This window comes from Paenibacillus sp. JT31N11 (assembly GCF_056269285.1).
On record NZ_JBWDNQ010000021.1, the window covers coordinates 38344 to 62416 of the forward strand.

18 protein-coding genes are annotated in these 24073 nt (G+C 50.7%); 3 read left to right on the forward strand and 15 right to left on the reverse strand.

Features of this window, described 5'->3' with window-relative positions; translation table 11 throughout:
- Positions 1 to 45 precede the first annotated feature (45 nt).
- From AC0YNV_RS36260 to AC0YNV_RS36270, 3 genes are all read left to right on the forward strand, one after another.
- Positions 46 to 1065, forward strand: coding sequence for a zinc-dependent alcohol dehydrogenase (locus tag AC0YNV_RS36260; protein ID WP_475772405.1), 1020 nt, complete (start codon positions 46 to 48; stop codon positions 1063 to 1065).
- A gap of 190 nt (positions 1066 to 1255) precedes the next feature.
- Positions 1256 to 2056: an alcohol dehydrogenase catalytic domain-containing protein gene (locus AC0YNV_RS36265; RefSeq protein ID WP_475772406.1), complete on the forward strand. Its 801-nt coding sequence runs from the start codon at positions 1256 to 1258 to the stop codon at positions 2054 to 2056.
- On the forward strand, positions 2050 to 3111 hold the full coding sequence (locus tag AC0YNV_RS36270) for an SGNH/GDSL hydrolase family protein (RefSeq protein ID WP_475772407.1): 1062 nt from the start codon (positions 2050 to 2052) through the stop codon (positions 3109 to 3111). The genes AC0YNV_RS36265 and AC0YNV_RS36270 overlap by 7 nt, the downstream gene beginning before the upstream one ends.
- Before the next feature lie 549 nt (positions 3112 to 3660).
- On the opposite strand, the gene AC0YNV_RS36275 is transcribed toward AC0YNV_RS36270, so the two are convergent.
- The 15 genes from AC0YNV_RS36275 to AC0YNV_RS36345 all read right to left on the reverse strand — a co-directional run bounded on the left by AC0YNV_RS36275 (position 3661) and on the right by AC0YNV_RS36345 (position 24068).
- A complete protein-coding gene (locus tag AC0YNV_RS36275; protein ID WP_475772408.1) occupies positions 3661 to 9897 on the reverse strand; it encodes a DUF6528 family protein in 6237 nt (2078 codons plus the stop codon).
- 592 nt (positions 9898 to 10489) lie between these two features.
- Positions 10490 to 11119 (reverse strand): hypothetical protein, encoded by a 630-nt coding sequence (locus tag AC0YNV_RS36280; protein ID WP_475772409.1) that lies wholly within the window; start codon positions 11117 to 11119, stop codon positions 10490 to 10492.
- Between the two features lie 195 nt (positions 11120 to 11314).
- Positions 11315 to 12457, reverse strand: a complete 1143-nt coding sequence (locus tag AC0YNV_RS36285) for a DUF418 domain-containing protein (RefSeq protein ID WP_475772410.1) — start codon at positions 12455 to 12457, stop codon at positions 11315 to 11317.
- A 342-nt stretch (positions 12458 to 12799) separates the two neighbouring features.
- Positions 12800 to 13270: a YhjD family protein gene (locus AC0YNV_RS36290; RefSeq protein WP_475772411.1), complete on the reverse strand. Its 471-nt coding sequence runs from the start codon at positions 13268 to 13270 to the stop codon at positions 12800 to 12802.
- A gap of 459 nt (positions 13271 to 13729) precedes the next feature.
- Complete coding sequence (locus AC0YNV_RS36295) at positions 13730 to 14995, reverse strand: serine hydrolase domain-containing protein (protein WP_475772412.1); 1266 nt, start codon at positions 14993 to 14995, stop codon at positions 13730 to 13732.
- Positions 14996 to 15173: 178 nt separating this feature from the next.
- Entirely contained in the window at positions 15174 to 15941 is a 768-nt protein-coding gene (locus tag AC0YNV_RS36300; RefSeq protein WP_475772413.1) for an ABC transporter permease, read from the reverse strand.
- The gene (locus tag AC0YNV_RS36305) at positions 15942 to 16703 is read right to left on the reverse strand and encodes an ABC transporter ATP-binding protein (protein WP_475772414.1); all 762 of its coding nucleotides are present in this window, start codon (positions 16701 to 16703) and stop codon (positions 15942 to 15944) included.
- A gap of 12 nt (positions 16704 to 16715) precedes the next feature.
- Positions 16716 to 17579 carry a pentapeptide repeat-containing protein gene (locus tag AC0YNV_RS36310; RefSeq protein ID WP_475772415.1) on the reverse strand — a complete coding sequence of 288 codons (864 nt, stop codon included), beginning with the start codon at positions 17577 to 17579 and terminating at the stop codon, positions 16716 to 16718.
- Positions 17580 to 17593: 14 nt separating this feature from the next.
- Complete coding sequence (locus tag AC0YNV_RS36315; protein WP_475772416.1) at positions 17594 to 17923, reverse strand: PadR family transcriptional regulator; 330 nt, start codon at positions 17921 to 17923, stop codon at positions 17594 to 17596.
- A 229-nt stretch (positions 17924 to 18152) separates the two neighbouring features.
- Positions 18153 to 18989: an ArdC family protein gene (locus AC0YNV_RS36320; RefSeq protein ID WP_475772417.1), complete on the reverse strand. Its 837-nt coding sequence runs from the start codon at positions 18987 to 18989 to the stop codon at positions 18153 to 18155.
- Between the two features lie 91 nt (positions 18990 to 19080).
- Positions 19081 to 19362 carry a hypothetical protein gene (locus AC0YNV_RS36325; protein ID WP_475772418.1) on the reverse strand — a complete coding sequence of 94 codons (282 nt, stop codon included), beginning with the start codon at positions 19360 to 19362 and terminating at the stop codon, positions 19081 to 19083.
- Positions 19359 to 19517, reverse strand: a complete 159-nt coding sequence (locus AC0YNV_RS36330; RefSeq protein WP_475772419.1) for an aspartyl-phosphate phosphatase Spo0E family protein — start codon at positions 19515 to 19517, stop codon at positions 19359 to 19361. Before AC0YNV_RS36330 ends, AC0YNV_RS36325 begins: the two co-directional genes overlap by 4 nt.
- 1974 nt (positions 19518 to 21491) lie before the next feature.
- Positions 21492 to 22244 (reverse strand): phytanoyl-CoA dioxygenase family protein, encoded by a 753-nt coding sequence (locus AC0YNV_RS36335; protein WP_475772420.1) that lies wholly within the window; start codon positions 22242 to 22244, stop codon positions 21492 to 21494.
- 103 nt (positions 22245 to 22347) lie between these two features.
- On the reverse strand, positions 22348 to 23067 hold the full coding sequence (locus AC0YNV_RS36340; protein WP_475772421.1) for a phytanoyl-CoA dioxygenase family protein: 720 nt from the start codon (positions 23065 to 23067) through the stop codon (positions 22348 to 22350).
- Between the two features lie 32 nt (positions 23068 to 23099).
- On the reverse strand, positions 23100 to 24068 hold the full coding sequence (locus AC0YNV_RS36345) for a carbohydrate ABC transporter permease (RefSeq protein WP_475772422.1): 969 nt from the start codon (positions 24066 to 24068) through the stop codon (positions 23100 to 23102).
- Between the last annotated feature and the right edge of the window lie 5 nt (positions 24069 to 24073).

The following is a 24073-nucleotide window of genomic DNA, read 5'->3' on the forward strand; positions in this document are numbered from 1 at the left end:
TGTAAACAGTTGAACCGTCGTGAAATGAGCTTTCGCCGGGAACGCATGATTTTGCTGTATCCTCTCACCAATTTAAGAAAGAAGGCGAATGAAATGAAAGCGCTGCAGATACTCGGAAAAAACACGTACGAGATTGTCGATTTCACGTTGCCCGAGCCGCGGGAAGACCAAGTAACGGTACGGATCGAGATCGTATCCACATGTCCCCGCTGGGACATGAGCATGATGGGGGGAAGGGACATGATGGATCCGAGCAAGACGCCGGACTATCCTTTGCCCCCTGGTTGGCCCGGGCACGAAATGGCGGGCGCGGTCGTTGCCGTCGGAAGCAAGGTGAAAGACCTCAAGATTGGTGACCGCGTGGCCTCACTGGAGCATATATCCGGTATCGGCGCATACGCGCAATTCTTGAATTACCGGGAGGCTGAGTTGCTGCGGCTGCCCGACGGGATAACTTGGGAGCAAGCGGTCTCCTTCGAATTGTTGAAGTGTGTGCTTATCGGCTTGCTTCAATTCGGAGACTTGAATGGCCGGTCGATGCTAATCTCGGGCCTCGGCCCTGCCGGTATGCTGGCGCTGCAGTCCGCGCGTCTGTTGGGGGCATCCGATGTCGTCGCTATGGATATCAATCGGAGCCGTATTGAACACGTAAACCAGCTTGGACTGGGCACCGCCGTGCACGCGGAAGAGCTTGGCTTCCGGCGATTCGATCTTGGCTACGATTGCGTCGGTGCCGCTGCTTCCGTCCAGAATCTCCTGGACAAGGTGGACGACCGTCTCGTTATCTTCGGGGTTCTGAAGGGCGAAGTGCGCTACGGTGCCCATCTGTGGCTGAAGGGAACCATTCTGGAATCCTATCGCTACCGGAAATTCGGCGACACCGACCGCAAGCTGCTCCTCGACCTGGTAGGTAACCGTGGACTTAACACGGAGTGCCTGCAGACGCATCACGTGCCGTTCTACCGCTATCACGAGACGATCGAACTGCTGAATCGGCAGGAAGCGATCAAAGTGTATGCGTACCCCGCCGCTGATTTCGAATTAACCACCGCGGAGGGTCTATAAAATGAAGGGCACCGCCGTCGTATTCGAAGATGTGAAGCAAGTGAAATTCCGGGAGGTCGACCTACCCGAACCCGGACCCGAAGACGTCGTTATCGATCTCCTCTTCTCGTGGATCAGTAATGGGACAGAGTCTTCATTTCTGTATGGTGAGCGCGTCAAGGGCGAGCAAGTTACACGGCCGGGTGACAAATTGCCGTTCCCCCAAGTGGCCGGCTATCAGAAGGTCGGCGTCGTTCGCCAGGTCGGAGGGGAGGTTACGCGGTTTAAGCCCGGTGACCGGGTGTTCGCCTCTATCAGTCGTGTGGACGGAATGAAATTCGACACCGGGGGGCACATCAATCCGTCCGTTACACACCAGGGGCAGGTCTGGAGGGTGCCCGAAGGTGCAGATCCGATCGACTACAGCGGGATGGTGCTTGCCCAGGTCGGTTTCAACTGCGGTCGCCGGCCACCGGTAGCGACCGGCGACCGGGCGATTGTTATCGGAGACGGAATGGTCGGCCAATGGTCAGCTCAGACGCTTGCCCACCGGGGTGCGGAGGTCACCGTACTTGGCAAACACGACCGCCGCTTGGCATTATTACCGACCGGGATCCGCAGTCTAAATCTGAGGTTCGCATCGCTTTCGGCTTGGCTGGAGGAGCCCGCCAACCGGAGCATCGCCGTCGTGGTCGATACCGTCGGCGCCATGGACACATTCCGTGTGTTGAAGCCCGCGATGAGACTGAACAGCCATCTGGTGTCGGCTGGCTTTCTCGGGAATTCGGGCCAAGTGGACATTCAAGAGCTTCGGCCGCTTGAGATTACGCTCCACTGTCCGTCGGGTTGGACGGAAGACCGGATGAATGAGACGCTCGTGGGCATTCGTGACGGATGGCTTCAGACGTCGTCCCTCATCACGCATCGGTTCGCAGCAAAGGATGCGGAAAGCGCATGGCAGATGATCATGGATAAAAGCGAGTTTTTCCTGGGAGTTGTGCTGGAATGGTGACCCATAATGAAAGCAAGGGTAACGGCAGAAACAATGTCACGAGTCGGCAAACGGCGGAACCGTTCGTCCTTCATAAGGTGACTCCACTGCCTATGCGACACCGCCCGCTCGCCGTAGAAGGTACGGAGGTGCGTAGCAGGTCCAGATCCGAGGATCCCGATGCGAATCGGTATGAAGAAGGTGTCGACTATATCATCGATTATGACAGGGGGACCATTCACCGCACAGCAGAGAGCCGGATTCCTGACGGGACGCTGCATCCGCTGCACGGAGTGAATCCGTTTGACCACAACAAGTACCCTAATTACAGCAACCTTGACTTTACGGTCTACGCGGATTATACGACCGACGAAACCGTGGAAGCGATAGCACCGATCGCCAGGGATGTCGCCGGATCCGGTTTGCTCAAACGGACTGTCCGCAAGCTTGCGTCGGGCAAAGAAGCTCTCTATGTCGTTTACGGCGACAGCATCAGCGCTGGCGGCGATGCAAGCGATGAATCATTGACCTACTATTATCGGTTCGCGAAGCTGCTAGGCGAATTGTTCCCCCGTGGCCGGATTCGCATCGAAAACCGGTCCATCGGAGGTGAGACCAGCGGCGGCGGCGCAGACCGAGTGTACGAGGATGTTGTGGCGCTGATGCCCGATCTCGTGACGGTCGGCTACGGGATGAACGACCAGAACCGATACGAGCATGGTTGCACCACATCTCTGGAAGCATTTGAAGACCATCTACGTAAGATCGTTGAGGCAGTCCGCAACGGCACAGGAAGTGACGTCATCTTAGTGACGCCGTGTGAACCGAACCCCCGCTGGCTACATACGAGCGGCCAGACATCATGCTACGCGGAAACGATCCTCCGTCTTGCCGATTCGCTGGGAATCGGCGCGGCGGACGCTTATGGACTCTGGACGGAAGAACTAGTAGCCGGTAAGACACCCGAGAGCCTCTTGCTAAATAACATCAATCATCCAAATGACTACGGGCATTGGATATACTATCAATCCTTTGTCCGCCTGCTGATCGGCAGCCAGGGAATTCATCAGTCTTAGCAAGTGAAACGGTGAGCACCCGATTTTTTATCGAAATCGGGGAATACCCAAAAAATAACTATTTCTTCGGTACTTTAACGCACTACGTCATAAAAGTCGTCTTTTGTACAGATGTATGTAGGCATCAAAAGGACTCTCCTAAAACAAAATTTAGCATAGCTGTCGGAGGACAAGAACATATATCCATAAAAGACAAGAACTTATAACCTTAACCCATTTTCCGAACCAAAATAGCCGATGCCAAAATATTTGGCATCGGCTTAAAATAATTGGATCGTTTTGTAATGACAAATATTGGACTGGAAACTTTTAGTTTTTTTGTTTTCTTGTGGTGGGATTTAATAAGTTGATGTAGGATAAACCCTTAAGGAATAAGGGTTTGTTCGAGTCTGTAAAATACTTTGTGTAAACTCTCAAACCTACTAAACTGAAAGTAGCAGAAGGTTCACCCTACTTTTTCGAACATTCCTTCTAATAATTAACCAGCAAGGAATAGAAAACGGGCGGTTGCCCGCCCGTTTCTGGAAATCATGATACTAGCAATTTCGATTATTCCTTTATTGCCGTTTCGATGAACCGATGCAGAATAGCTGCAACCTCTGCTCGGGAAACTACGCCTTTCGGATCGAATATTCCGCCTGGCTTCCCGTTGAAGATCCCTGCCTTAAAGAACGTTTCAACCGCATCTCTCGCATAATTCGAGATATCCGCGTCATCCTTAAAACCTGTATTCGCTTTGACTACGGGGAGGTTCAATCCGGCAACCCCCGCGTATCTCATGAGAATAACAGCCAAGTCCTGCCGCATGATCGGCGCATTCGGATCAAACTTGTTGTTCCCCATCCCCTCGGCGATTCCGGCATCGCGAACCCACTCGATATAAGGGGCGTAATACTTGTCGTTGTCCACGTCGTCAAAGGAATTTTCGGCGTATTTGCTCACATCCAAGCCATAATGCTGTCCGAGAATGGTAGCCATCATTCCCCGAGTCAATTCCGTGTTCGGACTGAACTTATGATTGCCGGTTCCTTTCATCAATCCATGCGCGATGACATACTCCACGTCATCGTTATACCAAGCACCTTCTTTGACATCGTTCAGGATTGGCTTATCCGTCGGCTTGTCCGTCGGCTTATCCGTCGATTCGTCAGGCGGGGTTATAACGATCTCCACTTTAACGAACGATGCGCTAACGCTGTGATTAGCGGTCACATTGCTGAAACTATAGGTTGAAACTTTGCCGATACTTTGTCCATCCACGGTCACGTCGGCTAACTGATAGCCGTCGTTTGCTTTAATCGTAAAGCTTTGGCTCCCGCCGCTTGTCACGCTGACCGTACCGGAAGGAGAGATGCTGCCGTTCTCGCCCGCCGAAGCGGTAATCGTAAAGACCGTCGGAGCCGGTGCGTCGTAGCGACTAGCATTGACCGACACGCTGACGGAGACCGTAAGCGGTACGTTGTCCGGATTCGTTACTCCGCTCGGCAACATTACCGCACCGTTTACCGTGAAGGTCTGAGCGGAGGCAGAGGACGGGTTGTAGGAGCTAGTAGCTAAGTCCCATTGAACCGACGAAGGCACAGTGCCTCCATTTGTTGTCAAGTTGACCGACGAAGGCAGTCCCAGTGCCGCCGACGTTTTGGGAGTGCCATTAGACAACCCTGTGATATTAGCAGGCTGCGCAATGCTCTCCAGAACCTTGTTGGCTGGAGCCACGGTTACGGCAGCCGTGCCGAACACCGTGCCGTCAAAATCGGATCTCGCGGTTACGGTCAGCTTTTCGGCTGTCTCGTCCGCGCCTACGGTCAACAGACCGTCAGTTAACATCGTGTTACCGCTTTGATTGCCCGTCATTTCCCATACGACGCTCTGCGATGCGCCGCCCTGTACGATGACGTCCGCCTCGAATTGCTGCGTCTCGCCTTGTTGAACGTTCGCCGTCGACGGAGACACGGTTACGCTGATGACTTTCGGCTGAACAGGCTCTTCGGTAACGGTCACGGTACCCGTTCCGAATTTCGTGCCGTCAAAGGTGGATGTCGCGGTCACGGTTAGGGTTGTCGCGGTCTCGTCGGCCGCAATGGTCAGCATACCGTCATTGGCAATAGTCGTAGCTGCCGCTTGGTTACCATAAACCGACCAGGTGACGCTCTCCGGCGCACCGCCTTCCGAGGTGACGACCGCGTTAAATCTCTGCGTTTCACCCTTCTGTACGTCGATCGTCGCAGGGGAAACGGTCACATCCGTGACGGATGGAGCAGCGCTCGCTGCCGTTTGATAGGCATAATACCAGACCCGTGCCTTGTAGAACGTCTCTCTGCTTTGAGTCCGCTCTTCTTTGGTGTATCCGCCCTGGCCGTCCGGCCGGTAGATTTCTACCTTTTCGGTGTTCCAGTTGGGATTCAGCGTTTCGTTAGGAACCGCGCGAATGATCGTTCCGGAGAAAGGCTGGTTGCCGATGGACTTCATGTTCTTGCTGTAAATATCGTCGTATCCTTCATAATCCGTGCTGACCGTCAGGGTCGCGGCATTGAATTGGAAGACATTGTCACCCGTGATGACCCAGAACAGATCGCTGTTCCCGTAAACCGGGTATAGATCGTGACCCCAGGCTCCGATATCTCCTTGGACGAAAGGAAGATCGGTAGCTAAATCCTCTTGCAGCGTTAGAATAGGCTGCTCCGCCGTGCCGGTAATCTTATACCCGACCACCTGATAATCCCCGATCGCCCAGAGCACTTCCCGCTTCGGATCCCAAGTAACGCCGTGAGCTCCGGGCAAGGCAACCCGATTATAATAACCGCTGCTATCTCCTTGCGAGGACGCGTATAGGGTAACCGAATTGCCGGTGCTGCTCGCGACCGCGATATCGCCATCCGGCAGCAGCTCGATGGAATGAGGATTGTTCTCGATGACATCATTGCGGGAGAATAGACTCTCTCCCGTTTCGTAGTCTATCACTCCCACGAAGCCGCCGGATGCCGTCGTAATCGCCACATAGCCGCCGTAAAAATCGCTGTAACGCAATTTCGCGTCGCTTACGTTCGTATATTTTCCTACATTTCTAAAACCCTCTGCGATAGTCGGCTTCCAGCTCCATATGACGGAGCTGTTGTCGTTCCAATCGGGACTGTTCTGGTTGTATACGACGATTTTGTTGTCCTTCTGGTCGGCACCTACCACCATCTCCGTGTCCGCGGACGATGGAATGGTCGATAGAGGATACGGACCATTGGCGTTGGCAGCCGGTTTGTTGACCATTACGCGCAAGGAATCGCCTTCGGCGCCGTTCACGATGCGCTTGACCGTCATATCAGATCGAACGTAACGGCTGGTATCGGTAATCTCAATACCCGCAAGATCGTAAACTTTGATTTCGTTCGCTTGATCGAATCCCTGGATGAAATCGCCTATCGTGGTCTTGTGGGCAATATCGGTAACCGTGCTTCGACCTCTGTCGATCGTGTACTCGGACGAAGTAAGAAGCGACTTGAACGGAATCTTGAAGGACCGCGGAGTCGCCACCGCTCCCGTCTGTTCGCCGTAGTTCTTCATTTGCAGTTCATAATGGTCGGCATAGACATAGATCATCAATGACTGTACGACCAACGGCTGCGCGGCCGAAAGCGCTCCTGCATTAAAGCGATTGTTGTAATAGCTCAATGAACCGGCGAAGCTGGAGACAAAACCGCTGGAGCGGTTGTTACGGATAGTTTCAATGCTGCCGTCGGCATTGTAGGGCGTAACTCGTTCATAGGTATCCCTTTCGATAAACTGCTCCGGGCCGCCGTGATCGTGTCCGTAAATGTAAAGCAAATTCGGATGATCCAACAGAATACTTTTCAATTTGGCTTCCATTCCGTTGCTGTTATGAAGCCCGTAGTCAGGGGTCAACCCACGGGAATCCAGCAGACCGTAATGCCCCATCACGATCACGGGTTCCTCTTTGCCGATTTTGGCTAGAATGTTTTCCACCCATGCAATCGATTCCGGCGTGTAAATCGAGTCGGTTATTGCTCCATCGCCATTATAGGGGGTGTTGATACCGATAAAATGAATTCCGTCAATCTCATAGTGATAAGCGATAAGATTCGACTTCCGGACGGCATCTTCGTACAAAACATCCTTATACGCTCCAACGTCGGCCTGCATCACCGAGTCGATGTAAGCTCCCGAATTGTATTGCGTAAGGCCGACCTCGTAATCATGGTTGCCGTTGGTATAGAGCACTTTGCCCTCTTTGGCCGTTTGTCTGAAAGCGTCAGGCATTTGAGAAGTAACTTTGTCGAAGGTCCCATCATCCCATGTCGGGGCTCCATGGGTACTAATGGAATCGCCCGAAACGATCACGACATCGGGATTTTCCTCTTGCTTGATCTTAGCCATCGCCAAGCGGGTTTGCTGCCGGATGGTGTCGGCATTATCCTGCAGACCGTAGTCGATATGCATATCGCTGAAGGCCGCAATCGTGTAGAGCGGTTCTTCGTGTTCCGTGGAGTCGCTGCTAAATTTCAACACCGGGTACCCGTTCGCGGCATCCATTTTCCAACGGGTGTCGAAATCCCAGTTGATGGCCTCATAGGCCGCTTGCTGCGCAAGCTCTACCGGCGTCTTTAACGAGATATACTCGTTCACTACGTTGCCGGAGCTGGGCTTGGACGTAATCGGGTACGGATTCTGATCGGAGCCCTCATCCCGCTGCATCATAATCTCTTCGCTAGCCAGGTTATTGCTGCCCTTTACGGTCGAGGGCGTATTGGCGTAGAGACTGCCGATGTCTTTGTTGGTGGAGACTCCCGTTAGAACATCCCATTTGTAATGGATCGTCCCCTTGTAGGCAACGTTGTTATCCAGGGTCGAGTTGTTCGTCAAGACGCCCGCGATCAGCGATGCGTTGAAATTTGTGGCGGTAGTGGTGGGAGTAGCGTAGTTATAGACGTCGCCCATCGCGATGTTGCGACGCAAGATGCTATTGGCTGTCGTACCGACGATTCCGCCTGCCTCCGCGACTTTGAATGCCACGTCGCCGTCGATCTTAACCGTCCCATTAAAGAAGCTATCTTCTATGGTGGTTCCGTCAACCGTGGAGGTGTATGCCGAGCCTACGATACCGCCGACAACGTGATCGTTATCCCCCGCAACCCCGGAAACCGTCACGATAATCGAGCCGGTGACCTGAACGCCGGATATATGGCTTGTCTGGCTTAAGTAGCCTACAAGGATCCCGTTTTGCGTTCGCGCCACCGAGGTGAAGTTACGAGTAACCGAAGCGCCTTCGATAATCAGGTCTTTGATCAAGGCGCTGCCGGAGGTAGTTCTGATAAAACCGGCATTCCCCCCCGTATTGCCCGCTACGATCGTCAATCCGGTAATTTTGTGCCCATGACCGTCGAATACGCCGCTGAAAGCGTCTATCATAGGGAAGTTCTGAGTCAGCGTAATATCCGAGGTCAGGATATAGGCCTTCGAGCTGCTGTAGGTCGAATCGCTGTCGTTCATTTTTTCGACGGCGAACAGCAAATCTTCTTCATTGGCGATTTGAAACGGATCCGCCGCGGACCCGTCGCCGAAGAGCTGATAAGCATCCTCGTCCTCCTCGAACGATAATACGGGATACCCGTTCGCTTCATCCATTTTCCAACGGGTATCGAAATTCCAGTTAATCGCCTCATAGGCAGCTTGTTGTCGAAGCTCAGACGGCGTCTTCGGCGTAATAGCCGCATTTACCGAATTGTCGGTGTTGGGCTTCGTCGTGATCCGGTACGGATTCTGATCGGAGCCTTCGTCCCGCTGCATCATAATATCTTCGTTGGCCAGGTTATTGCTGCCATTGATCGGCGAAGGCGTATTTGCGAACAGGCTTCCGATATCTTTATTAACGGCGCGTCCCGTTAGGACATCCCACTTGTAGTGGATCGTCCCCTCATAGGCAACGTTATTATCAAAGGTCGTGTTGTTCGTCAGAATTCCCGCAATCAGCGCCGCGTTGAAGTAAGTGGCGTTCGAGTTGGGGGTCACGTAGTTATAAATTTCGCCCATCGCGATATTGCGACGCACGATGGAATTCGTCGTGAAGCCGACGATGCCTCCCACCTGAGCGACTTTAAAGCCCACGGTGCCGTCAAGCTTAACGGTTCCTTTGAAGAAAGAGTCTTCTATGACCGTACCGTTGGCCGTGCCGGTGTAGCTGGAGCCTACGATGCCGCCGACGGCGTGATCGTGATCCCCCGCGGCTCCGGTAGCCGACACGGTAATCGAACCGGTGACCTGAACGCCGGAAATATGTCCCGTACCGGTCATGTAGCCAACGAGAATCCCGTCTTGCGTTCTCATTACGGAAGTGAAGTTACGAACGACCGAAGCATCCTCGATAATCAGGTCTTTAATTAACGCGTTGCCGCTGGCGTTCTTGATAAATCCAACGTTCCCCGTCGTGTTATTGGCCTCTATGACTAGCCCGGTAATTTTGTACCCCTGACCGTCCAATGTTCCGGTGAACGTGTTGATCATGGGGAAGTTGCTCGTCAGGGCGATGTCCGCCGTCAAGGCATACGTCTTCGAGACGCTATAAGTGGCGTCGCCGGTATTCATCTTTCCGACGGCGAATAACAATTCCTCCTCGTTGCCGATTTTATAAGGGGAATCCGCTGTGCCGTTACCGGCAAGACTCGTTACGGTCTCGGCCGCCGATGCCTCCATCGGAGGGATAATGGATAATATCATGGAAAATAGCAGGATGATGCTTAGCAACGGTTTTGCATATTTCTTTAATGTTATTTTCATCATAAAACTCCCTATTCTAGGATGGTACCTACATTAAGAAACTATGGATTTCGGAGTTCAGACTACAGCCACCTTTATCTTCTATTTGAAAGTCATAACTAAGAGTATAAAGATCTATTGTTAACTAAGAAGTATTTTTGTGTAAACTCGAACCAACTTAAGATTATGTGGCTTATTCAGGAACTTCTTATAAACAATACACAACACACAACACTCCACATGCCCCGTACTATGGTTATTCAGTAACACTATTTTTCTGTGCTTTGCGAAATAAAAATCTGCTAAACAAAAATTATTTGATTTCGCAGCTGCCCCTTCCCGCGGTTTTAAGCATTGTTATTCAACAATTGCTGTTGAGGGGATTCCTTTGGTTATTACAGCATCACGTAATTAAATACATCGCAATCATTAATAAACATTCTCAATTACGGATAAGATTGCATGTTCTTGTCCTGATACGGCTAAGGATATATATTCTTGTCTTTCACTTTGTACAAGAACATATATCTTTAAAACAAAAAAGCCGCGCAATGCGCGGTTCTTAATGGGTATATGTTCTTGTCCTCTGACACTAGTCAAAAATATTACCATACGCTTATTTATAGGTGCCGTACATTACTAAGCGGCTACTGTGAAGTTTTTCATTGATCCATTTCCATTTCCCTACGAATTGCCCTATACCATACATAATTCCTGTTAGGGCGATTGGACCAGTATGATCCGCAGAAAGATCAAGCCTGTGACACAAGAAAGAAGCTGCATATTCCATTGGATTTTCCGGCTTACTGACTGCATCAGATGCCACTAAATAATAATCATGTACTGCCGTTGCTGAATTCTTCCCTATTTCCTCCATCTGACCGACCAACGTTAATAGATCATGTAATTCGTTTGCTTGCTGTTTCGGGAACAGGTTGTGCAGTGCTAGAAGATCGATTCCTAATGAAGCCAATATGAACTCAAACTGCACCCATTCTTCTGGCACTTCCTCGAATATTTCATCGTAGCCTTTAATTTGACTTTTGATTTGTTCCCATTTAATCGGCAGATCATCCGAAGCTGCCTTGAAAACAAATGCCACTGCCATATCTGGACTTATTGTGTTAGAAACAGGTTGCTTTACATTATTATCTACTATCGGATCTCGTGTGGTTTCCTTGAAGACCTCCATCTTTCCTTGCTTCTGCATTACTTCCAGCCATTTCACCGTTACGGTACGTTTCACTATGTTTCCCTTACCGTCAGGTATTTCTAGTGATGTTTTTTCCCAAATAAACGATCAAACAGCCCTACTGAAAATTGCATCATAACGGCTTTTCTCCTCTATACATGTTAATTTGCTCTACAGCCGATCATCAGAAATAAAACCGTTGTGTTTGCCATCGACACAGCCTTTTGAAACCATCTTCTCCATTTAGCTTCATGATTTTCGATAAGTCAATCGGCGTAATAGCTTCTCGGCGGGGCCAGAGTAGTTAGCGCGTTGCATGAACTCAGCAATTATTATGGAGACGATCCATGTCAGCAAGGCGACAATGTCGCTGCTGAGTTGATTGCCGATAGCGCCAAGACCGCCAATTCCATCCGCAAATACAATAAAGAATACGATAGATTGGAAAATATAAAATGTTAACGATCGCTGACCAACAGCTGCGATAGCCGTTGTCAGCTTGCTGCGTATCGTTCTTGGGCTCCCAGCCATAAATCCGATAAGAGCAGCCCAACCGATTCCGCCAGCATAGCCAGTAACGGTATGTAAAGAACCTGCAATGGCTGTTGCGGCTTCTGAAGGGTAATTCCAATACAGCGAGGATATAAGTGCTAATGGTATGCCGCCCAATGTGGACAGTGCAAGGCCAACAGTTGCCGTTCGCAAAAGGAGGTGGCGGTGTTGCTCTGGATGATCCAGCAGCTTCTTCCGGCCTGCCCAGATGCCAAGTGCCATAGTCGGTATAACTTGATGCAGTAGGATCACACTTAAGATAGCCCATTCAGACGATCGGGTCAGCAGGGTATCCACGATGCCGGCTGAAGTTGCTAATTCTGTAGTTGCAGTAACTTGATCCCATTCATACTCACCGCGTATAATCTCAGAACCAAGAACTGCCGCCAGTAAGAGGGTTGTTGCGGCGATCCAAATTAATTTCTTGTCCGAAAGACGGAGGAACCAGAAAAAGATGACTGTTGCCATGCCATACAGTCCGATTGTAAAGTCGTAAAGCGATACTGCATGTACAAAACCAAACAGAAGCAACCACCAGCCCCGTCGGCGGAACAGTTTACGTATAAAGGGCCAATTATGACCCATTTCTACTTGGCGGTGTAATAATAGGACCATTCCATAGCCAAACAGAAGAAAAAATACAGGAAACGCCCGTCCGTCAACAAAGATCTGCCGCAAAAATACGATAATTTGATTTAAAGCGGTTGCTTCGAGGTTCAAAAGATTCTGATTAGCATGAGCCAAGGCAATGAGCAGCAGCATAAAACCTCTGACCAGATCAGGTGCAAGCTTGCGCACGTTGCTAGAGGATGATGGATTATCTTTATTGAAATTAGACACAGGGCTATCTTCCTTATACTAATTTATTTTTATTAACAATCACTCATGTCGTTGCAACATCAAAAACATATTTTAACCTCGGATACACCAATTGCTCGCTCTCCTTAATCACTTTCATTGTCAACTCCTTGTTGCTCCTTATAAATCATCAATGGTTACGCAAAAGAGATCACTTACTGCTCAAAAGTAAGTCCCCCTACACAGCTTCATTAATATATTCGTAATATGGGTGATTATACCATTTCTAAGCAGCCTCTGTCTCATAGGTCACCTCTTCTGCAGTTCACGTGCGCAGAAGTGGCCAACGAAACCCGTAATTCGCAAAATAATGTAGCCCGTGCCTCACACTTTCGCCTTTAGCTGCACGATGAGCTCTGTCGTATACTTTGTTAGCCGAACAGCTATCTCCGATCGCATAACATCACGTGTCATTCCGAATCGTTCTTCATAACCCCGAAAATAACATTTATGATAAATAATCATGTCTTCTTGTTCCTCAGCAACAACGCGAATATTCCGTTTCTTCAACTCTCTTCGTAATCGATAATAGTCTTCAGCAACCATGGTTAAGACTTTGTGGCCAGCTGCTAGGTAGAGTCGTTTCAGAACGTTAGAGGAATTCTCGATGTCGGATATGCTTTTCTGAATCATCTTCTCCATATGCGGCAATAGGATATAATCGCGGATCATATAGCGTTCTTCCATTGTCAAATTCTTTCCGATGACTTCTGCTTGTTTCCTGTCGTATTGTTCCGCGTGTTCCGTCAATAACATTTTCGACTTCCACCGCTCATTCCCGTCAAGTTTACTCAATTAAAGTGACCTCCGATCTAAGCGTAAAATGATTGACCGTCTGAACACGAACGTTAGTTCTTATATTATATGGCGAGAACCCCAGTTCGTATACAGGTAAAATATTTTCTGTTGTGATTCGGGTTGTCTTCCGACAATGCTTTATAATAATCACTGCACTTGTTGGCCAACACTGATATAACACGTGTTATGCGATCGACAGCCTAGAGCTGAAGCCTTACCCGGGAAGACTTCATTAATCATCCATTTGACGTCCTTTAGAGCCAATATAAACCCCAAAACAGGAGATCTAAAAAACACATCCATAAACAAAAAAGGCCTCCTAAGCTGCTTATATGCAGCCTGGAAGCCCATTCTAATTATTGTCTAATTTATCCCACCAGAAAATGATTAGATTCTCATTGCTATCTCTTCGATCTCTTCATTGCTCCTCTTCGGTTTGGAGAATCGCCATCGATGTCAGTCTTCGATTGCGTGATAGACCGTGGTCCAGAAGTCGTGGATAACCCGCGCTGAATCTGGGGTGGTCATCCCGACCTGGGTGATCAGGATTCCGATGAGCTGATTTTCTGGGTCGGCGTAGGTCGAGGTGCCGCTTCCGCCGTCCCAGCCGAACTGGCCGATGGGCGCGTAGTCGCCGCGGTAGGTGCGCACTGCCATCCCCATGCCCCAGCCACCGTGCTGCCCTTGGCCGAAAGATATATGGACGTTGTTGGTGGCCATTTCGTTTCGGACGGCTTGTTGCTCGGGTGTTAGGCGGTTGGTGGTCATTAGCTCGACGGCGGCCCGGGACAAGATCCGTTTGCTCCCGTGCATCCCTTTGTTCAGCAGCATCCGGAAGTAGGCGTGATAGTCGTCGACGGTGGAGGAAAGTCCGCCACCGCCGCTCTCGAACGCCGGAGGCTGGCTATGGAGTCCCCCTTTGGCCTCGTCCCACACGATGAACTCTCTGGTTTGCGGATCGGGGGCGTAGAGGGGCGGCATCCGGTCGATCTTGCCTTCGGGAACGTGGAAACCGGTGTCCTTCATGCCTAGGGGATCGAGGATGCATGCGCGCAGGAACGTCTCAAACGACTGGCCCGTGACTCTAGAAACGAGCACGCCGAGTAGATCGTTGCTGATGTTGTATTGCCAGCGTTCTCCGGGCTGGTACTGCAGCGGAAGCGCCCCAAGGCGGCGCATCCACTCATCCGGATCGGGCATCGGCGGTACATTGAGCGCGAGATTCTTCTCGAGGATCGCGTTCATGATCGGAGTGCCCAGCGCCGTAAAATCCAAACCGAGCCCGAACGTGGAGGTTAGCAGATCCCGTACGGTAATCGGCCGCCGTGCTGGCACAGTATCATCTAGCGGACTGTCGGGTCGTTTCAGCACCTGCCGATTGGCAAGTTCAGGAAGCCACTGCTCTACCAGATCATCCAGCCGCAGCCGGCACTCGTCGAGCAGGATCATCGCCGCCGCGATCGCAACCGGCTTGGACGTCGAGGCCATCCGGAAGATTGTGTCCCGGCGCATCGGCGCGCCACCATCATGGCGCATCGTGCCGATCGCTTCGACATGCGTCTGGCCGCCACGGCTGACCAGGGCGACAAGCCCAGGAATCTTCCCGGACTCGACATGCCGTGCCAGCACGTCTCTCATTCTGCGCAGCCCTGTTTCGGAGAAGCCAACAACATCCTTCATATTTTCTGACGAATTAAAATCTTCTGTTGTAATCGTTTGCATTTGGTTTCCCTCTCTTCCTTTTCTATCAGCCCTATGGTTTTCAACTACTAATTCGTTATTCATGCTGGAAAACCCTTTGTCAAAAAGGTGTATTCGATGCATCATAGAATCTGAATATTGGCAATATTCTGGGTAATCAGAATCGAGATATGTCCTGCAGCTTCCTTCTTTACCTATTTCACACCCGCTTTTTAAACGCCCTCATCGCAAAGATATAAGCCACGAGCATAATTCCGATGCACCACGCAAGCGCGACCCATATGTCATTTCCCACCGGCTGACCTGACAGCAGTGCACGGATGGCTTCCACAATCGAGGTCACCGGCTGGTTATCGGCAAAGGCGCGGACGACCTTCGGCATCGACTCGGTCGGCACAAACGCCGAGCTGATAAACGGCAGAAAGATAAGCGGGTAGGAAAATGCGCTTGCGCCTTCCACCGTTTTGGCGGTCAGTCCGGCAATTGCTGCGACCCAAGTTAAGGCCAGCGTAAACAATACGAGTATGCCGGCTACGGCAAGCCATGACCCTATCCCCGCCGGCGAACGAAAGCCCATAACGAGCGCTACGAGAATGATGACGACAACCGAGATGGCGTTGGATACCAGCGAGGTCAGCACATGCCCCCACAGCACGGCGGAACGTGAAATCGGCATGGTGTGGAACCGCTCGATGATGCCCCGCTGCTTATCCAAAAACAGCCGGTAAGCTGTATAGGCTATCCCGCTTGCAATCGCAATCAGCAGGATGCCGGGCAGCAGGTAGTTCACATAGTTATCCGTTCCGGTTTGAATGGCGCCGCCAAACACATAGACGAACAGCAGCATCATCGCAATCGGCGTGATGCAGACCGTGACGATGGTGTCCATGCTGCGGAAAATATGGCGCATAGAACGCCCGAGCATCACGCTAATATCGGTGAAGAAATGATTTTTTGCCGTCTCCATTTACATGGCCTCCTTCTTGCCGACGATGGAGAGGAAGATCTCCTCTAACGACGGCTGTTTTTCAACATACTCCACCTTTGCGGAGGGGAACAGCTTTTTCAGCTCCGCGAGCGTGCCGTTTGCGATAATTCTGCCCTCGTGCAGAATGGCAATCCGGTCGGCAAGCTGCTCAGCTTCCTCCAAATACTGCGTGGTGAGGAAAACCGTCGTGCCGCCATCGGCAAGCTCCTTGACCGTCTTCCAAACCTCGATACGTGCTTCCGGGTCAAGCCCGGTGGTCGGCTCGTCGAGGAAAATGATCGGCGGTTTTCCCACAAGGCTCAAGGCGATGTCGAGCCTGCGGCGCATCCCGCCCGAATACGTAGACGCCCTGCGGTCGGCAGCGTCCGTCAAGCCGAGGCGTTGAAGCAAGTCGTCCGCAACCTGACGCGGATTTTTGAGGTATCGCAGCTTGGCAATCATGGTCAGATTTTCCCGTCCGGTCAACATTTCGTCCACGGCGGCAAATTGCCCGGTCAGACTGATTGCCTGCCGCACATTGTCGGGTTTGGACGCAACATCGAATCCGTTTACGGTGGCGGTTCCGCTGTCTGGCTTGAGCAGTGTGGTGAGGATTTTGACAACCGTGGTCTTGCCCGCCCCGTTGGAGCCGAGCAGGGCGAAAATACGGCCCTTTTCCACCTCGAAATCTACGCCCTTTAAGACTTGAAGCTGCTTGTAGGACTTTTGCAGTCCTTTTACTTGAATGGATGTGGTTGGCATATCTTCCCCTCCTTATCGAACGGTAACCTTGGACAAATCGGCATCCATGCCTTTAAGGGCAGCATAGGTCAGCTTATCCATGACTGCGCCGTCAAAGCAAACGGTTTTGATGGCACGGTAATATCTTTTAGACCACGAAGACGTTGGAAAGGACACGTTTTTGAGTGTTGCGCCCTTAAACGAAACGTCGTTTAGTGCCGACTTGTCAAACTTGACGCCGATAAAGGTTTGCCCGTCAAAACACAGCCCTCCCAGATCGGAAGAATTGAACTCCACGCCATCAAAGATACAGTTTTCAAAGATTGTTTTACTGAGGTAGGTTGCGTCCAGCTTGACGTCGGTCAGTTTTACGCCTGTGAATTTGGCTCCGACAAGCCACGACTTGCTGAAATTGGTTCGTACAAGGATCGTTTTATTGAAGCTTGCATTTGCCAGGTCAAGGGCAGATAGGCTGCAGTCCGTCAGGTTCGCGCCGTCGAAATTGGCTTCACGCACGTCGCTGCCCTTAAACGAACTGCCGGTCAAGTCTGCGCCTGCAAAGTCGGATCCGTGCATCGCGCTGCCTTTAAACTGTCCTTTATGGGCCGTAACGCCTGCAAAGTCGCTTTTCGCCAGGTTGCTTCCACTAAAGTTGGTCACCACCTGCCGCTCCAGCGAGTGGGAGAGGTTAGCGACTTCCAGTACCGTTTGCTCAATGTCGCCGATGCTTTCAATCGTCAATTCAAAAGCGGCTTCATCATCCTTGCCCTCGGCTTTGAGTTCACGGAACCGCTCCTGCAAATCGGAGAGCAGGTCCGTCTTTAATTCGGTGACGCTTTTTACCTCATCGTAGGGTGCAAAAACACCGTTCACATAGTGGGTTAATTTCTGATTCATAATCTCAACACTCCTTATAATAAGTTTTCAAGCACGCGCTTTGCGTACTCCCAATTGCTTTTGTTGCGATCGTAAGCAGCCTTACCCTTTTCGGTAATCCTGAAATATTTACGCCGTCCACCCTGAGATTCATCGCCCCAGTACCACTCGATATCCCCGTCCACCTCAAGCCGCTTGACGCTGGAGTACATCGTGGCTTCCTTTAATTCATACTCACCGCCCGAGCGCTCGGCAATCAGCTTGACAATCTCGTACCCGTAGCGGTCCGCTTCGGATAAGAGCCGTAAAATCATCGTATCGGTATGCCCGCGCAGCAGGTCGGATGTGATTTTGTTCTCGCTCATGCGATCACCTCCATACCTGTATAATACGACATACTACTCTGACTGTCAAGGTACTTTTTTTATTATATTACTTGGATAAAGAATCTCGTATAATTCTTACCGGTATTTGGTGATTTTGAGATGAAATTATTTGAGCCATGCGTTATTGACAGCAACACCTCCGCTGTTCTCGGGAAAGTCGCCCCCGACTAGGGAAGGGGCCCCGGTTGGGGGCCGCACTTCGCCGCAGTTACCCAGTTGCATCCTCGAACGTTACACCTAAAATATAATCAGAGGCCTTCTGTGCTTGCCCTGCGGCTTGCACGATCAACTTTTTATCATCCTTCAGCTTTCGCAACCAACTACCGACATAGGCGGCACTGTTTTCTATCGTGCTATTGTCTATTCCAGTCACGCCGCAAAGCATGGCCGCGCCGATTTCTGCAACTAATTCCTCTTTGCTGTAGCTTTCATCACCAAAGGCTGCGATCTCCGTTATACCCGCACGATTCAACCGTTTTTCGTGGCCTGTGCTGTGAACGTGCTCATGAAATAATGTGCTGTAATATTCTTCGGGCTTGCCGTAATCGCGTAATGGTGGGACACTCACCCTATCATCTGACGGACGATAGAACGCCCGATCAGAAGTGAAGTGAACGGCAGGAGCGTCTTCGTATCCTTCACAAATGCGCTCGGCTTCCGCAATGGGGTCATGCTCAAACGTTTGATCATTCCGCCTGCTTTGCAAGCCTTCGCACTGCTTGCTAATTTCAAACACGGTATAGTAACGCAGGAATGGGATCTTGTCCGTTTTCCCGGTCTGCTCGTTTTCTTTCTCTAACCACGTCCAAAAAACCACGATTTGCCCTTTCTCGCCTTTCTTCACCGTTCCCCCGGCTTCGCTTACTTGCTTGAAACTGGCATATTCCCCCGGCTCAAGAAGAAGCGTATTAATGCCCCGATATGGCTTTTGATTTTTCCAGTTCACCGCCGCCCCTACTCGCCAAGGTCTGCGCCAAGGCACAACGCCACTTTCCAATAGTTGAATCATACGGTTCGTGATCATTTCATAAATTTTTTCGCTCATGTTATCCCTCTCCTTCATGTGATATAATGGAGGGGCGAAACCGTCCAAAGTATTCGCCCCGGCCGAATTGCTCGCTAAAGCAAATCGGCCTTTAATAGTCTTCCGGCAATAAAAACGTGGTCACGCTTCGATCATGTTTAGTAAGTATCCAAAATGTACAGCCGTCTGCGCTGGTATACACCGACAGAAGCCGGAAGCCCTGTTCTAAGGCTTCATCGTTGCTCCCCCAATCATCGGCGCAAACCTCACCCCAATCGCCGTTATGATGTCGTGTAAGAGCTGAAATACGATCGTTCTCGCTTGTTGCTTCCATCACTCCCGGGGTTGCTACCACTTGCCCCAATGGAAATTTACCGATAAATAAATGCGTCATGCGCTTTTCCTCGCTTTCATGTGATAATAAGAATTCAGCAAATCATCCAACTTTCTCGACTGTTCCAATACGTGCAGGGCGTTAAGGCCATACCACTCGGTACATTCATGCATCTTTTGCCGCGCTTTCTCGATCTGTTTTAGAAGCAAATCCATCCGTTTTCACCTCCTTTCAGGCTTAACCTTTTGCTCCTAAACCCTTAACATTCGGAATCGTTTGCCGGCCCCCGCGGAGCGAAACGTTTTAAGGTTTGTGAGCAGTTTTCTTGCTTGCTGACTTGCCTTGTCTTATGTAGTTTTCAAAGAACAAAACATTCGTGTACCGTAGCCGTCGCAAATTGAAGAGCAGATAGGTTCTCGCAGAGCAAGGGTGCCCGAAGGGACGACAAAAAGTTTTTTGAGTGGTTGTCTCAAAAAAGTTTTTTCGCCTTGCGCTGTGAGGTTCTATCTGCTCCCATGCGACTAGATGGCTGCGGTACAGGAATGCGTTCTTGGAAAGGCGGAATAGGACAAGGCAGCACGCGTGAGAACGTTTGCGAAATGGACCCTTTCTTCTTCGATCTACTTGCAAAGGTTTTGCTTCTCGATCTACCCGGAATGCTTGAAGGAACGATAATGGAATGGAGCGATAGCGCAGAGGAATCAAGGTTCCCCTGCTTCGTAGAACATGATGGTTTGTGGAGATGGAGCGCCCGCGGAAGCGAAGAAAGCCTTGATGTTCGAGCATTACTTCAGAAGGTTTCCGCTTCCTTGTGAATTCCGTAAAGAAAACCCCGATGCTTTAATCGGGGCCACTTGGGATTTAGGGACGGTGAACCGCGAGGAGTTTTTTATTCCGTTTTTGCCCTGGTATCAAGCTGCAGCGAGAAATCCATAACCATAAAATGTCTGGCCAAAGGATCCAGGACCGATAACCGTTCACGGTCTAAAACTAGCAATCGGAAGGGTATACTAGAGTTGAAGGGAGAGTGAAAATAGTGGTCTGGGTCCTGACAATCGCTGTCGTTAGCTTTTTCGCTTGGTTACATGCGGTGAACATGAGATTGAGGAAAAATAATTCATCGTATAATAAGTACGTTTTCGGAGCAGCCGTATTGTTGTACAGTACGTGCAACTTCATTCAAGCACAAACCTTCGCATATAAAACGATATTCAGCCTCTTCTTCATCGTCTATTCGCTAGTCGCAATCCCGTTTCATATCTGGTTAATGGTCGCTTGGACGAAAGCAAAAAGAAACTCAACCCATTGATTCAGCATCGGACAAGTGCTAAAATTGGAGTATAAATCAAGAAATTATCGGCATAAACTAAAAAGAGCCTTCGCCGCTCGAACGGCAAAGACTCTACGGACAAAAAAGTTGTGGTTGAACCCCACGGCGCGCAAAGAATGAATCTAAGCGAAACCCACCGTCAGGCGACCAACCTTACGCGGTGGGTTTTCGCTTGTTTAGCTTCCGTTTCATCCATCGATAGAGCTTCCGAATACTAAGCAAAAGGCTGAGTATGGTTGCAATCCATTTGAGGATATCCAGTAACGCCACAAGTACGACCATTGGCATCACCCCCTTTCGGAAGGCTACGCCGCAGTCGCTCCACCACTTTTAAGTCCTTATTCCAATTATATCATGAAGGACTTGTCCAGGATTACACTTTTTAGTGACTAATTTTCCGATAATTTGACTAAGCTAGTTTTAGAGGTGATTGGTCATGCTTGGCTTCGGAAAAGAACGTACAGCGTTCGGAAAGTGGCTCGATAACAAGGGCATCCCCCAAGAATGGATCGTTAAAGAAACAAAACTAAATAAATTCACCATAAGCAAATTAGCAAACAAGAACGAACATATGCCTAGCGGACGAACGATGAAGAAAATTATAACGGCTCTTCGGAAAATCGATCCGACAATCAAGCAAGATGACTTTTGGAGTATGTAAAGCAACACCATTGATTACAGAAATGCCTCAAGCTAGCTGTACATATTGACTGCCTGGCTTCGTAGAAGGAGAATACGGATTACCCATTGAAAAGGAGGGAGACATGCAAGGTATTAATGTTAAAAATTAATCCCCGCCGACCGATCGGTAGGCGGGGATTTCTACTAACGGATTTGAATATCCAAGCGGGCCGTTACTTCAGCGGCAGCCTTCCATTCCCGGCCAGTGTCGCCATTGGTCGGTGAGAGCGCCCTGCCAGTTATTCTTGCGGGCTTTATGGTCGATACGGTAGTAACAGGAATAGCGGATTCGATCCGATAGGTTAATCCCTCCGGCATGGATCAATTGATAATGGGTGATGACGGCGTCGCCAGGTTCCCCTGTAATTTGTACCGGTTTCGGAAGCGGCACATTCAGGGAGCGATGCCGGGTTGCGAACCCCGGGTCATCAAACAACACTTCCGCCCCATGCTCCCTGAAATACGCCTCATACGCGCGGTGGGTCCCCGGATACACGGTGAAATTTCCGGACCACGTTTCTCTCTGATCGCTCAGGATAATGCCGACAAGCGCCGTGAACGTCTGCTCGATTCGGTCTTTCACCCGAAGAACGCCGTCCAGGTGCGCCCCCGCTTCCTCCGGGATTTCGTCCGCATAAGCTGGAAAACGCAAGGCAATCTGGGCGGACCCGATATTATAATAATCGCCTGCTCCAATCAGTGAATCGACAATCGATTTAACGGGTGTTTTGTTGAACAGGTCTGTAATAATGGTATCATTTTCTAGATCCCTGCAGTAGTTCGCCCCCCGATGGTCCGACGGAATGCCTTTGCCGATCGAATGATTGATGGCTTTCAACGCTTCCTTGACCATAATGGCCGACACCGCTCCTGGAATCTTGACATATCCGTCCTCCAGCAACTGCCGCTTCTGCATAAATGTCAGTTTCATATCCTATGTCTCCTCGTATCGGCAATCGGGCCTTCCTGCAGCGCAAGACGCGACGCCGTTGGTCGTTATACATCCGAGCTGTTTTGTCACGATCTCCGGTTATTCATATCTCTTTGCTGCTATTCGGGAGAAAATCCGCCATGCCCGGCCAATGCAGCCATATATTCGTCAACGGCGCTTTCCAATCCGCTGCCCGTTCCTTATGGTCCAATCGGAAGAAACAGGCATAGCGGATATGAGAATGCACGTTAATCGCCGCGGCATGCCCCAGCTGATAATGGCATAAAATCAAGTCGCCCGCCTTTGCACGAATCTGTTGGGGTTCCCCGATCTCGATTCGCGGCGTCCCGTGCAGGAGCGTATCTACGCCGTTCTCCCGCAGATGGCGCTCATAAGCTCTATGCGAACCCGGCCATACAGTAAAGTTGCCGGCATAATCCGTCGCAACGTCGCTCAGATAGATTCCGAGCAAAGCCGTAAAGTTCTGCACGATTCCCTGCTTAATCTTCAGTAGACCGTCTAGATGCTCCCTTGGCTCCGTTGGCGGATCCGCTATCACGGGAAACCGCAGGGCGATCTGGCCATGATCGACAGGCTGGATCATTCCTGCCCCGATGACCGATTCCGCAAGGGAGTGGGCAGGCGTATCGTTGTACAGGCTGGCGATTGCGGGCAGACTGCTGTGCTCCGGACAACCGTTTTCGCCGATCAGGCGGTTGATCGTCTTCAACGCCTCATCGATCATGACCTGCGGTACGACACCCGGAATGACCGTATATCCGTTATGAAACAACTCCGTTCTATGCCGGTAGCTCAACTCCATCGATTATCCTCCTCATTGTGTTCCCAAATTTATCAGCCGACGATGCCGGTCCGCTCGATGCTTTCTACAAAATGGCGCTGAACGAAAGCATACAGAATGATCAGCGGTGCGACAGTCATGAGCGCCCCCGTGCTCACCAGCATGGATACATAATTCTGGTCGACATCGTTCGTTCCTCCGCCAATCGTGTTATATGCTTGAGCGCTCAGCGCGGCAAGCTTATGGGCGAGCAGATCGGGGCCGCTAAGATAAATGCCGGTAAAATACGTATCGTTCCATTGCCACACGAAGGCAAACAGCATGACGGTCACCATCGCCGGCATGGCGTTCGGAAGAATGATTCGCCAGAACGTCCGTAAGACGCCAGCACCGTCGACAAAGGCGGACTCTTCCAGCTCTTTCGGCAAACCGCGAAAGAACTGCCGGAAAATAAAAATATACAATCCTGCCTTCATTCCCATGCCTAGAACGGACGAAATGACGAACGGCCAATAGGTGTTCAGCATATTGATGCCGGTACCCAGGAAATTTTTGAAGAACAGGTAGCTCGGTACCATGATTGTCTGAGGCGGCACGACGATCGTAAAAATGACGAGTCCGAATAGGAACCCGGCGCCCCTGATCTTTAGGCGCGCGAAGCCGTATCCGGCAAGCGCGCATGTGATGGTCTGGAGGATCATCATGATGCCCGACAAGGCAAGCGAGCCGAGCAGCGAATTCCCATAATTCATCAGTTCATATACAAACCGGAAGTTATCCCAAGTAAAGTGTATCGGCACCCAGACTACCAGCGGGTTATAGATGTCGTCCTGATGCTTGACGGCAATCGAAAGCTTAAGCAGGATCGGATATAGCACGACATACGAGATACCGACCAGCAGGACCGTACGCACGACGATCCACAACCATTGCTTGAGGCGGTTGCCCGCATGGTGCAGGGCAAGCGGCCTGATCTGCAGGCCGTATTCCAGCTTGTCGGCCGATTTTTTTGTCGGCTGCATGGCAT

Coding starts and splice junctions, on each gene's coding strand:
- AC0YNV_RS36310 (WP_475772415.1), bottom strand. CDS start 17,579: ATGAATCAGAAATTAACCCACTATGTGAACGGTGTTTTTGCACCCTAC.
- AC0YNV_RS36320 (WP_475772417.1), bottom strand. CDS start 18,989: ATGAGCGAAAAAATTTATGAAATGATCACGAACCGTATGATTCAACTA.
- AC0YNV_RS36335 (WP_475772420.1), bottom strand. CDS start 22,244: ATGAAACTGACATTTATGCAGAAGCGGCAGTTGCTGGAGGACGGATAT.
- AC0YNV_RS36345 (WP_475772422.1), bottom strand. CDS start 24,068: ATGCAGCCGACAAAAAAATCGGCCGACAAGCTGGAATACGGCCTGCAG.
- AC0YNV_RS36315 (WP_475772416.1), bottom strand. CDS start 17,923: ATGAGCGAGAACAAAATCACATCCGACCTGCTGCGCGGGCATACCGAT.
- AC0YNV_RS36300 (WP_475772413.1), bottom strand. CDS start 15,941: ATGGAGACGGCAAAAAATCATTTCTTCACCGATATTAGCGTGATGCTC.
- AC0YNV_RS36295 (WP_475772412.1), bottom strand. CDS start 14,995: ATGCAAACGATTACAACAGAAGATTTTAATTCGTCAGAAAATATGAAG.
- AC0YNV_RS36340 (WP_475772421.1), bottom strand. CDS start 23,067: ATGGAGTTGAGCTACCGGCATAGAACGGAGTTGTTTCATAACGGATAT.
- AC0YNV_RS36305 (WP_475772414.1), bottom strand. CDS start 16,703: ATGCCAACCACATCCATTCAAGTAAAAGGACTGCAAAAGTCCTACAAG.
- AC0YNV_RS36325 (WP_475772418.1), bottom strand. CDS start 19,362: ATGACGCATTTATTTATCGGTAAATTTCCATTGGGGCAAGTGGTAGCA.
- AC0YNV_RS36275 (WP_475772408.1), bottom strand. CDS start 9,897: ATGATGAAAATAACATTAAAGAAATATGCAAAACCGTTGCTAAGCATC.
- AC0YNV_RS36270 (WP_475772407.1), top strand. CDS start 2,050: ATGGTGACCCATAATGAAAGCAAGGGTAACGGCAGAAACAATGTCACG.
- AC0YNV_RS36330 (WP_475772419.1), bottom strand. CDS start 19,517: ATGGATTTGCTTCTAAAACAGATCGAGAAAGCGCGGCAAAAGATGCAT.
- AC0YNV_RS36260 (WP_475772405.1), top strand. CDS start 46: ATGATTTTGCTGTATCCTCTCACCAATTTAAGAAAGAAGGCGAATGAA.